12 protein-coding genes and 1 tRNA gene are annotated in these 13554 nt (G+C 67.2%); 2 read left to right on the forward strand and 11 right to left on the reverse strand.

The window, feature by feature from the left end; genetic code table 11:
• Positions 1 to 329: 329 nt before the first annotated feature.
• The 8 genes from P3H15_RS11180 to P3H15_RS11215 all read right to left on the reverse strand — a co-directional run bounded on the left by P3H15_RS11180 (position 330) and on the right by P3H15_RS11215 (position 6636).
• Positions 330 to 527, reverse strand: coding sequence for a hypothetical protein (locus P3H15_RS11180; protein ID WP_072938013.1), 198 nt, complete (start codon positions 525 to 527; stop codon positions 330 to 332).
• A gap of 48 nt (positions 528 to 575) precedes the next feature.
• A complete protein-coding gene (locus P3H15_RS11185; protein ID WP_005248443.1) occupies positions 576 to 698 on the reverse strand; it encodes a hypothetical protein in 123 nt (40 codons plus the stop codon).
• Between the two features lie 42 nt (positions 699 to 740).
• A complete protein-coding gene (locus P3H15_RS11190) occupies positions 741 to 1178 on the reverse strand; it encodes a DUF2752 domain-containing protein (protein ID WP_276137294.1) in 438 nt (145 codons plus the stop codon).
• A 98-nt stretch (positions 1179 to 1276) separates the two neighbouring features.
• Positions 1277 to 1349 (reverse strand) — tRNA-Thr (locus tag P3H15_RS11195).
• A 31-nt stretch (positions 1350 to 1380) separates the two neighbouring features.
• Positions 1381 to 2595, reverse strand: coding sequence for a DNA polymerase III subunit delta' (locus tag P3H15_RS11200; RefSeq protein WP_276137295.1), 1215 nt, complete (start codon positions 2593 to 2595; stop codon positions 1381 to 1383).
• A gap of 52 nt (positions 2596 to 2647) precedes the next feature.
• Positions 2648 to 5569 (reverse strand): type I DNA topoisomerase, encoded by a 2922-nt coding sequence (topA, locus tag P3H15_RS11205; protein ID WP_276137296.1) that lies wholly within the window; start codon positions 5567 to 5569, stop codon positions 2648 to 2650.
• 137 nt (positions 5570 to 5706) lie between these two features.
• Positions 5707 to 6291, reverse strand: a complete 585-nt coding sequence (locus tag P3H15_RS11210) for a hypothetical protein (protein WP_012691438.1) — start codon at positions 6289 to 6291, stop codon at positions 5707 to 5709.
• Between the two features lie 141 nt (positions 6292 to 6432).
• On the reverse strand, positions 6433 to 6636 hold the full coding sequence (locus P3H15_RS11215; RefSeq protein ID WP_005248460.1) for a cold-shock protein: 204 nt from the start codon (positions 6634 to 6636) through the stop codon (positions 6433 to 6435).
• Between the two features lie 396 nt (positions 6637 to 7032).
• Here P3H15_RS11215 and P3H15_RS11220 point away from each other — a divergent pair, with 396 nt between their 5' ends.
• Positions 7033 to 9396, forward strand: a complete 2364-nt coding sequence (locus tag P3H15_RS11220) for a DEAD/DEAH box helicase (RefSeq protein ID WP_276137297.1) — start codon at positions 7033 to 7035, stop codon at positions 9394 to 9396.
• 15 nt (positions 9397 to 9411) lie between these two features.
• On the opposite strand, the gene P3H15_RS11225 is transcribed toward P3H15_RS11220, so the two are convergent.
• Both P3H15_RS11225 and P3H15_RS11230 read right to left on the reverse strand, forming a co-directional pair.
• The gene (locus tag P3H15_RS11225) at positions 9412 to 10194 is read right to left on the reverse strand and encodes a CoA-transferase subunit beta (protein ID WP_276137298.1); all 783 of its coding nucleotides are present in this window, start codon (positions 10192 to 10194) and stop codon (positions 9412 to 9414) included.
• Positions 10191 to 11111, reverse strand: a complete 921-nt coding sequence (locus tag P3H15_RS11230) for a CoA transferase subunit A (RefSeq protein WP_276137299.1) — start codon at positions 11109 to 11111, stop codon at positions 10191 to 10193. Before P3H15_RS11230 ends, P3H15_RS11225 begins: the two co-directional genes overlap by 4 nt.
• Positions 11112 to 11221: 110 nt before the next feature.
• Here P3H15_RS11230 and P3H15_RS11235 point away from each other — a divergent pair, with 110 nt between their 5' ends.
• Positions 11222 to 12118 (forward strand): LysR family transcriptional regulator, encoded by an 897-nt coding sequence (locus P3H15_RS11235; protein WP_276137300.1) that lies wholly within the window; start codon positions 11222 to 11224, stop codon positions 12116 to 12118.
• A 28-nt stretch (positions 12119 to 12146) separates the two neighbouring features.
• On the opposite strand, the gene P3H15_RS11240 is transcribed toward P3H15_RS11235, so the two are convergent.
• Entirely contained in the window at positions 12147 to 13553 is a 1407-nt protein-coding gene (locus P3H15_RS11240) for an MFS transporter (RefSeq protein WP_276137301.1), read from the reverse strand.
• Position 13554: the final 1 nt, after the last annotated feature.

The following is a 13554-nucleotide window of genomic DNA, read 5'->3' on the forward strand; positions in this document are numbered from 1 at the left end:
CTGACATTCATCGACACACTGTTGAGTTCTCAAAGAACACGCGCACACCATCACTGCCGAAGTATCAACTTCGGCCTCTCCGGGGCAACCGTTCCATCTTATCCTACCAGCCTCACCGGCGCAAGCCGTGACGCTGATCAAGATCAAACCGGGATGGAAGCACCACCATACACGGCGGTGAACTTCCGATTTACCAGGCGCCTGCGTCCAACCTCGTGTCCCCCGCCTTCCGGCCGGGGTCGGTGTCCGTGTCGCTCTGACCTGGAATAGGTTACGCGAAGGGAAACGCGAACACCAAATCGCCAGGTCAACGCTGCTATTCGGCCGATTCAGGGCACCCAGTACTTGGCAGCCAGCTCCTCGATCACCAGATCTCCCTCCGATGCCTGTTCCAACGTCGCGAGGTCGGAGTCGATGGAGACCAATCGTGGGTCGTCCCCCTCCGCCTCCTGGACTGGGTGCCCCCCGTCCTCGGCCAGCTGACGCAACAGCTTCTCGCGCACCCGGTCCTTCAGCGAATCGCTCATATCGAAATCATGGTCGTGCGGCGATGGGTTGTCGAGAGTGCAACACGCTCACTCCTCGGTCTCGTCCGGCGCCTTCACGTTGTCGCTCTTGCCGAAGACTCGCAGCGCGGTCGGAATGAGGACGATCAGCGCGCCCAGGATCGCGATCAACGAAAAGACCTGCATTGCCATCTGTGAACCGACTCTCTGTTTCGTGCCCGCGGCGACCAGGTGTCAGGCCGGCGCGAGCCAGCTTCCCCAAGATGTGTTCCTGGTGACGGTAAACGCCGCGAGGACAATGAGCACACCCACTGTTACTCGCGGTCCCACCACGAAGACGCGGTCGCGTCGTCCTTGCCAGCGGTGACGTGCCCATCCGATCCAGGCGAAAACCATGACCGCGATGAACGGGACGATCAGAACATTGCCGGCGACGGCCGCGCCGAGGTCGAGGTTGGTCAGGTCGTGCACCGCCCGCAGCCCTCCACAGGCCGGGCACCACCACCCGGTCAGTGCGTAGACGGGACAGAAACCGTACGAACCCGGTTGATGCGGATCCCGGAAGTGGAGGATGGCGGTCGCGACCACGGCGCCGGCGGCGACAGCGGCGGGTGCTCCGAGTGCGCGCAGACCGCCCGCCCGCGTCGCCGGAGTTCCACTCTGGGTGTCCACCCGTCCAGTCTTCCCGATTCTTCCGGTCTGCGGTGGATCGGACCCCGGAGACGACTCTGGCCCTTCCCGACTGATCGGGAAGGGCCAGAGGACCGCTGAGCTGCCTGAGAGAATCGAACTCTCGACCTTTTCATTACGAGTGAAATGCTCTACCGACTGAGCTAAGGCAGCGGTGCCTTTCGGCGGTGGCGAGTCTAGCGCCTCAACCCCGAGTATGCGAAAACGGCTCCCTGAACGCGTCGCCGAGACTGGCCACCATGGCGTCGACAGCCCACTGCGGTTTGACGTTGACGGTGATCGCCTCGCGGCACTCCAGGACGGCTTCGATGCACTTCAGAAGGCCTTCCGGGGTTGTTCGAGACGCGAGGTCGGCGGCTCGATCGGCCATGTCCGGGTGGTTCGCGGCGGCGTTCGACTTCCACGCGACGGCGAGCGCGTCGCGGTAGAGACCGGCCAGATCGATCAGTGCGCGGTCGAGTGCGTCGCGGCCCGTGCGGGTGGCCCGGGACTTCTGGCGCTTCTCGAGATCCTTCAGCACGCCTGCCGAGCCGCGGAGTGCTCCGGCCGCACCCTTACCGGTACCGCCCGCGCCCAGCGCGGTGCGCAACTCTTCGGTCTCCTGCTCGTCCCGAGCGGCACTCATCTCCTTCGCCTCCGCGTCGGCGGAACGCACCAGTTCTTCCGCAGCGGCGAACGCGGTGGCCGGTCGCAGCGCCGCGACCGCCAGATCGAGCGCATCCTTCCGACGCACCTTGGCGTTCAGATCCGTCGCGAGACGTCGGGCGCGCCCGACGTGGCCGCCGCTGATCGAGGCCGCCAATTGCGCGTCTGCGGGGGCCAGGCCGTCCCGCTCGCGCAGGACCTTGGCGATGGAGTTGGCGGACGGCGTCACGAGATGGATGTGTCGGCAGCGCGACCGCAGCGTCACGGAGATGTCCTGCGGGTCGACGGACGGCGCGCACAGCAGGAACACGGTGCGATCCGGTGGCTCCTCCACCACTTTCAGGAGCGCGTTGGCCGCACCCTCGGTGAGCCGGTCCGCGTCCTCGACGACCACGATCTGCCAGCGCCCGGTACTGGGACGGCGGGCGGCGGTCTGCACGATGGCGCGCATCTCCTTGACGCTAATGCTCAGGCCCTCGGGGACGACCTGCCGGACGTCGCCGTGGGTGCCGGCCATCGCGGTGGTGCAGGCGTGGCAGACGCCGCAGCCGGGTGTGCCGTCGCTCGTGCACTGCAGGGCGGCGGCGAAACACTGCGCCGCCACCGACCTACCCGAGCCCGGCGGACCGGTGAACAGCCACGAGTGCGTCATCGAGGAGCCCATCTCGCCGACTCCACGACGGGCGGCGGTCGCCGCGGCCGTCAGCTCGGACTCGACGTCCTCCTGGCCCACCAACCGGTCGAATACCGTCACCGCGCCAGCCTAACCGGCACGTGCGACATCCCTACCGGCCCGCGGTACCGGCTCACGCCTTCTTGTCCGCGGCCTTCTTCGAGGCGGCCTTCTTGGCGGGTGCCTTCTTGGCGGCGGTCTTCTTCGCAACCTTCTTGGCGGGCGCCTTCTTCGCAGCGGCCTTCTTCTTGACGGGGCCGCGGGCACGCCGATCCGCGAGCAGTTCCGAAGCGCGAGCGTCGGTGATGGACTCCACCTCGTCGCCCTTGCGGAGGCTGGCGTTGGTTTCACCGTCCGTGACGTACGGTCCGAACCGGCCGTCCTTGATCACCATCGGCTTCTCGCTGACCGAGTCGACGCCCAGCTCACGCAGCGGCGGGGTGGCGGCGGCCTGACGTCCGCGACGTTTCGGTTCCGCGTAGATCTTCAGCGCCTCGTCGAGGGTCACCGTGAACATCTGGTCCTCGTTGGCGAGGGACCGCGAGTCCGTGCCCTTCTTCAGGTACGGGCCGTAGCGGCCGTTCTGCGCGGTGATCTCCTCCTTCGACTCCGGATCGACACCCACCACACGCGGCAGCGACAGCAGCTTGAGGGCGTCGTCGAGGGTCACCGTCGCCAGGTCCATGGACTTGAGCAGCGAGCCGGTCCGCGGCTTCGGGCCGGTGGCCTTCTTCGCCGCCTTCTTCGCGGGTGCCTTCTTGGCGGCAGCGGTCTTCGTCTTGGTCGTCCCGTCGGCCGATTCGTCGGGCACCGGCACCACGGCCGGCTCGGGCTCGGGTTCCGGCTCGGGCAGGATCTCGGTGACGTACGGGCCGAAGCGGCCCTCCTTCGCGACGATCTCGTGCCCGGTCAGCGGGTCGACGCCCAGCTTGCGACCCTCCTGCGGCGTCGAGAACAGCTTCTCCGCGTACTCCGGTGTCAGCTCGTCCGGCGGAAGGTCGTCGGGCAGGTTGGCGCGCTGGGAGACGAGGTCGCCCTCGGGGTCGTCCGGGTTCTGGACCATCCGTTCGAGGTACGGACCGAACCGTCCGACGCGGACGTGCACTTCCCGCCCCTCGGCGTCGTCGAAGAGCCGGATCGAGTTGACCTCGCGGGCGTCGATCTCCTCGAGGTTGACGCCGACCATCTTCTTCAGGCCGCCCTCACGGGCCACCGAACCCTCGGCTCCGTGATCGCCGCCGAAGTAGAAGCTGCTGAGCCAGTTGCCGCGCTGTTCGCGACCACCGGCGATCGCATCGAGGTCGTCCTCCATGCCGGCGGTGAAGTCGAAGTCGACCAACCGTCCGAAGTGCATCTCGAGAAGGCCGATGACGGCGAACGCCACCCAGGACGGGACCAGCGCGCTGCCGCGCTTGTAGACGTATCCGCGATCGAGGATGGTCTTGATGATCGACGAATACGTGGACGGGCGGCCGATGCCCAGCTCTTCGAGGGTCTTGATCAGGCTCGCCTCGGTGTACCGGGCGGGCGGGTTGGTGGTGTGGCCGTCGGGGTCGAGTTTGGTGGCGGTGACCGCCTGGCCCTCGACGAGCACCGGCAGACGGGACTCGGCGTCGTCGGACTGGCCACCGGCCTCCTCGTCGACGCTCTCCACGTAGGCCTTCAGGAAGCCGGCGAACGTGATGGTGCGGCCCGACGACGAGAAGGTGCACTCCTCGCCGGTGCCCGCGGTTCCGGTGATCCGCAGCGTCAGCGTCGTGCCCCGCGCGTCGGCCATCTGCGACGCGACGGTGCGCTGCCAGATCAGCTCGTACAGACGGAACTCGTCGGTGTCGAGGCGCGAATGCAGCTGACCGGGGGTCTGGAACACGTCGCCGGCGGGGCGGATCGCCTCGTGCGCCTCCTGCGCGTTCTTGACCTTGCGGGTGTACTGCCGCGGAGTGTCGTGCACGTACTCGGCCCCGTACAACTCGGTGGCCTGCGCCCGGGCGGCAGCGATCGCCGACGACGACAGCGTCGTCGAGTCGGTACGCATGTAGGTGATGTAGCCGTTCTCGTACAGCCGCTGCGCGATGCGCATGGTCCGCTCGGACGTGAACCGCAGCTTGCGGCCCGCCTCCTGCTGCAGCGTCGACGTCATGAACGGTGCGTAGGGCTTGCGGGTGTACGGCTTGCTCTCCGCGGAGGAGACGGTGAGATCGACACCCGCGAGGGACTCGGCCAGGCGCTGCGCCCGCGCCTCGTCCAGAACCGTGACGGTGCTCGTCTTCAGCTGTCCGTCCGAACCGAAGTCGCGGCCGGAGGCCACCCGGGACCCGTCGACGGTCACCAGGCGCGCCCCGAAACTGCGGGGGCTGGCGTCCGCGCCGGCGTCGAGAGTGGCGGAGATGTCCCAGTAGGAGGCCGAGCGGAACGCCATCCGCTCGCGTTCCCGCTGCACGATGACGCGGGTCGCGACGGACTGCACGCGGCCTGCCGACAGCCGCGGCATGACCTTCTTCCACAGCACGGGGCTGACCTCGTAGCCGTACAGACGGTCGAGGATGCGGCGGGTCTCCTGCGCGTCGACCAGGTCGTTGTCGAGCTCGCGGGTGTCCTCGGCCGCCGCGCGGATGGCCGGCTCGGTGATCTCGTGGAAGACCATCCGGCGAACCGGGATCTTCGGCTTGAGCGTCTCGAGGAGGTGCCACGCGATCGCTTCGCCCTCGCGGTCGGGGTCGGTGGCGAGGAAGAGTTCGTCGGCGTCCTTGAGGAGGCCCTTCAGCTCCGTGACCTTGGACTTCTTCTCCGGGCTGACCACGTAGAGGGGTTCGAAATCCTGGTCGACGTTGACGCCGAGCCGCGCCCACGACTCACCCTTGTACTTGGCCGGGACGTCGGCTGCTCCTCGCGGAAGGTCGCGGATGTGGCCGACCGACGCCTCGACGACATAGTTCTTCCCGAGGTACGGGGCGATCTTGCGGGCCTTGGTCGGCGACTCGACGATCACGAGGCGGCGAGGCTGGCCGGACGCTCCCGCCGCACCCTGTGCACTGCCGTTGTCCCCTTTAGCCACGTGAAGCCCGAGCCTTCCTGAAGTCGATCGCTGCCACTCGACAGTTGTGCAGACAAACCCTTTTATACCCGGTTCGCCTATTACTAGAGTGACATACCCGGAACCCATCCTCGCAGATCAGTACCGTCTACACGGCTCTACACGTGAGGCCAACCGGTACGGTCGTCCACATTTCCGGGAGCCTCGCCGATGCTCTCGACGAGTCTGCCGAGCCTACGCCGACCCGAGATCCGGAGCCCCGGACCGGACCCACGGGTGCCGATCAGCGTCGGCGCGATGCCCGCCCGCATCAACGCCTGCGCCAACGGCGCGTGGGTATCCGGGGCGTGCGGATCGAGTCCGAGGACGAACCGTTCGCCCTCCGCTTCACCCCTGCCCGACGCCAGCGCCCACACCCTCAGCTGACGCCCCGACGGCACCCAGCCGGAGGGCACCGCCTTGACCGCTCCCCTCGTCCACTGGTCCGCGAGAGGCCGCAGGTCGACGACGGACGCGGTGCGGACCAGGGGGCTGCCTTCGTCGCTGCGCGTGATCTCGACCTCGAGTCCGGCCTGCGCGATCAGCTCCGCGATCGCCTCCGCCCGCCACTGCGCGTCGACCACGATGGAGATGCGCGCCCGCCCGCCGGACGTGACCACCTGGCCCGTCGCCGCGAGAAGGCCGCACAGATCGGTCACTGCCGGCGGCATCGCCTCCGCGGAGAAGAAGGAGAGCTGGCTCACTGAAGTACCCCCTTTTGCCACGGCACCGTTGCCGTGAAAACGACTCGTCCCCCACCGCCTCAGGCGATGGGGGACGAATCAGACGCGGCCACGAGGACCCCGCCTATCTCATTTACGTGTTCACGAACGTGAACGGCAGAATCAGACTGCGCGAACGCCGGTTGCCTGGGGACCCTTGGTGCCCTGGCCGACCTCGAACTCCACGCGCTGGTTCTCCTCGAGGGTGCGGAAGCCGCTGCCCTGGATCTCGGAGTAGTGAACGAAGACGTCAGCGGAGCCGTCTTCGGGAGCGATGAAGCCGAAGCCCTTTTCCGCGTTGAACCACTTCACAGTGCCCTGTGCCATGCTTTTCCTTCTCTTTCTAACCACCGGATTCGGCGGACAGCACATACAGTCCGCCGGGCCGGTTCCGACCGCTGTACTTCTAGATTTCCCCCTCAGGAAAAGCAGAGCACCGCGTTCGCAACATCGATCCTGCGAACGTTCACTCTTTCAAGCCTACGAACACAGAAGCTGCGACCAGTTGTAGTCAACCATGAACTCCGGGAACGCAACAGTCGAAATCCGAACAATTCACACAAAAAGTTGATCTTGTAGCGAACAGTCACGGAACTGGGCATTAGCGACGGCGCCGCGATACCCCGGACGACAGGCCCGAAGGGGCACTCGTTATCATCAAATGCGCAGGTCGTGGCGGTGTGGAAGCTACTCGCCCGTCCCTACGACAGCCCGGAGACTTCAGTGAGCACACCGTTTTCACCCCGTGACGACAGTGGAAATACGGGCGAAACATACGGCCGAACACTGCTGAACCGAGTCCTCGAGGGTGTTCCCCGGGACGAAAACCCGCTCACTTTCGCCGCAGAAATGCCCGCCCGGACTTCCCAGCTGTCGGAATGGCCGGCCTGGGCGCACCCCAGCGTCGTCCGGGCCATGCAGGAGAACGGGATCGCCCGTCCCTGGACTCATCAGGCCGCTGCCGCCGACCTGGCGCATCACAAGACCAACGTCGTGGTATCCACCGGCACCGCTTCGGGTAAATCCCTCGCCTACCAGCTTCCGGTACTCACCACTCTGGCAACGGATCCGCGGGCGACCGCGCTCTACCTCTCGCCGACCAAGGCGCTGGGAGCGGACCAGCTCCGGGCGGTGACGGCACTCATCGACTCCGAGGTCCTGGACACCGGGGACGACCTGCACGGTGCGTACCCGTGTGCGTTCGACGGCGACACCCCACTCGAGGTGCGGCACTGGGCCCGGGAGAACTCGCGGTGGCTCTTCACGAACCCCGACATGCTGCACCTGTCGCTTCTCCGCACCCATCAGCGATGGGCGCACTTCTTCCGCAATCTGGCGTACGTGGTGATCGACGAATGCCACTCCTACCGTGGTGTCTTCGGTTCGAACGTCGCGCTCGTGCTGCGGCGGCTGCGGCGCATCGCGGCGCGGTACGGCGCCGACCCCGTCTTCATCCTCGCGTCCGCCACCACAGCCGATCCCGGGGCGGCCGCGTCGAGGCTGATCGGGGCACCCTGCGCCGAGATCGTGGAAGACGGTTCGCCGCACGGTCCCCGGACCGTCGCACTGTGGGAACCCCCGCTCATGCGGGAGGTCACCGGGGAGAACGGGAGCCCCGTCAGGCGGCCCGCCGGGTCCGAGGCCGCCCGCATCATGGCCGATCTGATGGTCGAAGGCGCCCGCACGCTGACCTTCGTGCGCTCCCGCCGGGGCGCCGAGCTGACCGCGATGGCGACCAAACGCCTACTCGGGGAGATCGATCCCGAACTCGCGTCGCGCGTCGCGTCCTATCGGGCCGGTTACCTGGCCGAGGACCGGCGTGAACTCGAGACGGCCCTCGCCGACGGCACCCTGCTGGGGGCGGCGACGACGAATGCGCTGGAACTGGGCGTCGACATCGCCGGCCTCGACGCCGTCGTGGTCGCCGGGTTCCCCGGGACGGTGGCGTCGTTCTGGCAGCAGGGCGGCCGGTCCGGCCGGCGCGGCGAAGGCTCGCTCGTCGTGCTGGTCGCGCGGGACGACCCGCTCGACACGTACCTCGTCCATCATCCGTCCGCGCTGCTCGACAAGCCCGTCGAGGCCACCGTCACCGACCCGAGCAATCCGTACGTCCTCGGCCCGCAGTTGCTCTGCGCGGCAATGGAACTACCACTGTCCGACGCGGAGGCCGAAGCGTTCGGGGCGCTCGACGTGCTCGCGAAGCTGTCGGAGCAGGGCCTGATCCGACGGCGCGCACACGGCTGGTTCGTCACCGCCGGCACAAATCCTCATGGCGCAGTGGATATCCGGGGTGGAATCGGAACCCAGGTTGCGATTGTCGTGTCGGAATCCGGACGCATGCTCGGGACCGTCGACACCGGCCGCGCTCCCGCCACAGCGCACCCCGGTGCCGTCCACATCCATCAGGGTGAGTCGTACGTCGTCGACGAACTCGACCTCGACCAGGGCCTCGCCCTCGTCCACGCCGAGGACCCCGACTGGACGACGTCGGCCCGCGAAACCACCGAGATCACCGTCACCTCGGTGCTCGAGCAGAAGCAGTTCGGCGACGTCGAGGTCGCGCTCGTCGAGGTCGAGGTGACCCATCAGGTGATCGGGTACCTGCGGCGACTGTCGTCCGGCGAGATCCTCGACGCCGTCGAACTGGACATGCCGAAGCACACCCTCCCCACCCGCGCGGTGATGTACACGGTCACCCCGGAACTTCTGCTGCAGGCGGGTGTTCCGGCGGAACGCGTGCCCGGGGCACTCCACGCCGCGGAACATGCGGCGATCGGGCTCCTGCCCCTCGTCGCGGTGTGCGATCGAGGCGACATCGGCGGCGTCTCCACGGCGTTGCACGCCGACACCGGACTTCCCACCGTGTTCGTCTACGACGGTCACGCCGGTGGCGCCGGATTCGCCGACCGGGGGCACGCCGAACTCACCCGCTGGCTCGGCGCGACCCGCGAAGCGATCCGCTCGTGCGAATGCACGTCCGGGTGCCCGTCCTGCGTGTACTCGCCGAAGTGCGGAAACGGCAACGATCCCCTGGACAAGGACGGGGCGATCCGGGTCCTCTCCGCGGTGCTGGACTCGCTCGGCTGAGATACCGCCTTCCGGTCAGCGCAGATACAACCGCACCGTGTCGATCACATCGCGGAGCAGGTGAATCTCCTCGCCGGTCGGCGGCGCGGTGACCGTGAGATCGTCGGCGACCTTCAACTCCCAGCCGGTCTGCGCCCGCACGTCGTCGACGGTGACCCCCTCGTGCACGCTGACCAACTCGAGTTCGTCGAACGGGCCCTGCCGCGACAGCACACCGAGGTTCGTGAACACCTTCGTCACCCCGCGGCCGCGAGGAGTGATCCCGTCGCCCGCCCCCCGGGCCCGGACCGGGCTCGGCGACGTGCAGAAGTCGAGTTCCGCGGGGAAGGCGCTCGGATCGTGTCGCCGCATGACCACGAAGATCTCGCCGGCGTTGGGCATGATTTCCGCGGCACCACCGGCACCGGGCAATCGGACCGTCGGCTTGTCCCAGTCGCCGATGATGCTGGTATTGAGGCTGCCGTACCTATCGATCTGGGCGGCGCCGAGAAACCCGACGTCGACGTTGCCGCCCTGCAGCACGTACCCGAACAACGCCGACATCGACACCACCGACTCCGCGCCCGACACGACCACCGAGTCGGCGATGCCCTCGGCCATCGCGCTGGGATGGGCGCCGCACACACCCGATTCGTAGATCAGTTCGACGTCCGGGTTGCTGGTCCGCTTGGCCAGGTCGACGGCGAGCGTCGGCAGGCCGACGCCGGCGAAGACACGCCTCTTGCCTGCGAGTGCGCGGGCGGCGACGGACACGATGACCTCGGTCGCCGAGATCTCTCCGACTCGTGCTGTGGTCATTTTCTGCTCCCGTAGTCGACCGGTTCGGACAATCGAGGCGCGACGGCGAGGTCGTCCCAGTAGTCGCCGCCGAGTTTGTCCAGGTACTCCTCGTGATTCGCGGTGCCGTGGACCCACTCCTTCAGCCACGCCTGCAGCAGTCCCGAGTCCTTGCTGATCGCGGTCCAGCGCCGGTAGAACGCGCAGTCCCGGTCGTAATAGCCCTGCACGTAGGATGGATGCGCCCCGCGCGGACAGACGACGACGGCGTCGACGGCGTGGGAGGGGATCAACGTGCGGCTGGGGTCGGATCGGACGACGTCGTCGTCGACGATCTCCTCGACGACCACGATCGCCTTCCTCGCGGCGTAGACCGACTCCTGCTGGACCCCGGAGATCCCCCAGATCTGCACATTGCCGTGACGGTCGGCACGCTGCGCGTGAACGATGGTGACGTCCGGGTTCAGCGGCGGCACCACGTAGACGGTGCCCTCCCCGTACGGGTCGTCGACCAGGCGAATTCGGGGATTGAGCCGCGGAAGGTCGCTTCCGGCGTAGGACCGCAGCGGAAAGAACGGCAGACCGGCGGCGCCGGCCTGATAGCGGCAGACCATTCCGTAGTGGCTGTACTCCTCGACCTCGAGCGGCGCAGGATCGTGGCGCTCGATGCGGCGTCGCAACTCGTGCAGGGACCCGGCCGAGCCGCTCGCGAAAAACGACGCCACCAGCGTGGTGACGCAGCCGGCGGCCACGAGTTGATCCGACACGATGTCCGGCGTCATCCGGCACAGCGTGAGGTTCTGCCGTTTCTGACGGATGATCTCGTGCGCGGCCGCGAACGAGATGAGATGCGAGAAGCCCTCGAGACACACGGTCATGCCGTCGTCGACGTACGTCTCGATGGCCTCCGCCATGCTGATCACTTTGTTCATTGCCATGCCCTTCTCCGGACCGGCCGGACGTCGCCTCGGGACCCTCCCGACCGGATTACCGCCGTCGCGCTCAATAGTGTTGGCAGATTTCTTGCTCGAACTGCAATAGTTCTGTCGTGGAGATTTCTCAGATCACTGCCTTTCTCGCGGTCGCCGAGGAGTTGCACTTCGGCCGGGCCGCACAGCGCCTGCACTCGGCTCAGCCGCCGCTGAGCAGAACCATTCGGCAGCTGGAGAAGCAGCTCGGGGCAACCCTGTTCGACCGGAACACCCGGAACGTCCGTCTCACCGCCGCCGGCGAGGCACTGCTCGGCCCGGCGCGCGAGATCCTGGACGCCTGCCGGCTCGCGGAGATCGCCGTCGCCGCAGCCGGGCGCGGCCAGGTCGGCCGGGTGCGCATCGGCTTCTCCGGCGTCTCGTCCCATCTGCTCATCGGACGGTGGGCGAAACTCGTCCGGCACACTCATCCGGGAATCGAATTCGTTTTGAACAGTTCCGCTTTCGCGAGCGAGGCACTGAACAAACTTCTCGACGGAACCCTCGATATCGGCCTGGGCCGGTGGATCTTCACCCCACCCGGCATCGCGTCCCGCGTCATCCTCAACGAGGACTTCGTGGTGGCCATGACCGTCGACCACCCGCTCGCGGGCAGGGACGGCGTCCGGATCGAGGAGCTCGCGACCGAGCCCTGGGTGGCGCTGCCCGCCGATCCCGGATCCGCGCTGCGCGACTCCCTGCAGAGGGCCGCCCACGAAGCCGGTTTCACGCCCCGGATCGTGCAGAGTGCGCCGGACTCGATGTCGTTGATGGCGTTGGTGTCCGCGGAGGTCGGCTGCGCGTTGACCGTCTCCTCCGTCGTCGAGAACGTCAACAACCCGGATGTCGTGTTCCTCCCGCTGGTTGGAGGTCCCAGCACCCTGCAGTTGCGGATCGCGTGGCGTGCGGACGACGACAGCGCCGCGCTGCGGGAAGTCCTCAGGCTGTCCGAGGAGGCGTTGCCGACTCCGGAATGACTGCCCACTCCGGAATGACATTGCGCGGTCAGGAGTGGGCTGTCGCATGCGCCTGCCCTGCGCTCGGAGTGCCGTCGGCGTCGTCGTCCTCGACGTCGAGTTGCAGTTCGTCGGCGTCGGATTGCTCCGCCGTCGACAACCGTCGCGCGTCGAATCCGGTCCGGTTCAGGAGCAGGAGCGTGCAGACCAGGGACACGGCGGCGTAGCCGGCCGACACGACGGCGACACCGACGATGTTGCCGGACGAGTTGAGCATCCACTGCGCCAGCACCGGTGTGCCGCCGCCGACGATCAGCGAACACAGCTGGTAAGCCGCCGACAAGCCGGTGTAGCGGATGTTGGCGGGGAAGGCACGCGCGAGCACACCGGCGATGGCGCCGTAGAACATCGAGTGCGGAATGGTCGCGAGGCACATCGCGACCACGGCGACGGCGAAGTTCTCGGTCCGGATCGCGAAGAACATCGCGGGCATGAGGACGAACTCGGGAATCACCATGATGCACATGGCTTTCCGCATGTCGATCCGGGACACCAGGACGGCGCCGAACGGCTGCACGATGAACTGCACCACGAGGGCGATCGCGATGGCACCGAGGAACGTGCCACGGTCGTAGCCGAGTTCGCTGGTGGCCCACGACAACGCAAAGGTGTTCTTGAAGTACGTCACCTGCGCCAGGGGCAGCGCGCCCGCACCGAGCAGGACGAGGACCCAATGCTTGCGCAACACCTCACCGATCGGGAGTGCGACGGTCTTCTTGCGCTTCAGCACGGTCTTCATGGCGTCCGACTCTTCGAGCTTGAGGCGGATGATCATGCCGACGATCACCAGGACCGCGGAGATCAGGAACGGGATTCGCCAGCCGTACAGCACGAATTCCGGGGTGGGCATCGCGGAGAGCAGGAAGAACGCCATCGTGGCCAGGAGGTTCCCGGCCGGCGAACCCTGCTGCGCGAACGCGGAGTACAGAATTCCCTTGCCCTTGGGTGCGTTCTCACTGGCGATCAGCACGGCACCGCCCCACTCGCCACCCACGGCCACGCCCTGAACGACACGAAGGAACACCAGTGCGACCGGCGCCCACACTCCGATCTGCGCGTAGGACGGCAGGAGACCGATCCCGACCGTGGCGGTCCCCATCATCACGAGCGTGATGACCAGGGTGGTCTTCCGGCCGATCTTGTCGCCGAGATGCCCGAAGACGATGCCGCCGATCGGTCGGGCCAGGAACCCGGCCCACAGCGTGACGAACGCGAGCAGGGTGCCCATGCCCGCCGGCAGGGTGTCGGAGAAGAACACCTGACCGAAGACCAGGGCGGACGCGGTGCCGTAGATGTAGAAGTCGTACCACTCGATCGTGGTGCCGATGAACGAGGCGATGCCCGCTCTCCGTGCTTTCGTCTCGGCCTCGGTCCGCTTCGGTGGTGCCGTGGTCATG

The sequence above is a fragment of the Rhodococcus sp. T2V genome, from assembly GCF_029269925.1.
Lineage (GTDB): Bacteria > Actinomycetota > Actinomycetes > Mycobacteriales > Mycobacteriaceae > Rhodococcus_F > Rhodococcus_F koreensis.

Coding starts and splice junctions, on each gene's coding strand:
- P3H15_RS11215 (WP_005248460.1), bottom strand. CDS start 6,636: ATGGCACAGGGCACTGTGAAGTGGTTCAACGCGGAAAAGGGCTTCGGC.
- P3H15_RS11180 (WP_072938013.1), bottom strand. CDS start 527: ATGAGCGATTCGCTGAAGGACCGGGTGCGCGAGAAGCTGTTGCGTCAG.
- P3H15_RS11185 (WP_005248443.1), bottom strand. CDS start 698: ATGGCAATGCAGGTCTTTTCGTTGATCGCGATCCTGGGCGCGCTGATC.
- P3H15_RS11225 (WP_276137298.1), bottom strand. CDS start 10,194: ATGACCACAGCACGAGTCGGAGAGATCTCGGCGACCGAGGTCATCGTG.
- P3H15_RS11230 (WP_276137299.1), bottom strand. CDS start 11,111: ATGGCAATGAACAAAGTGATCAGCATGGCGGAGGCCATCGAGACGTAC.
- P3H15_RS11240 (WP_276137301.1), bottom strand. CDS start 13,553: ATGACCACGGCACCACCGAAGCGGACCGAGGCCGAGACGAAAGCACGG.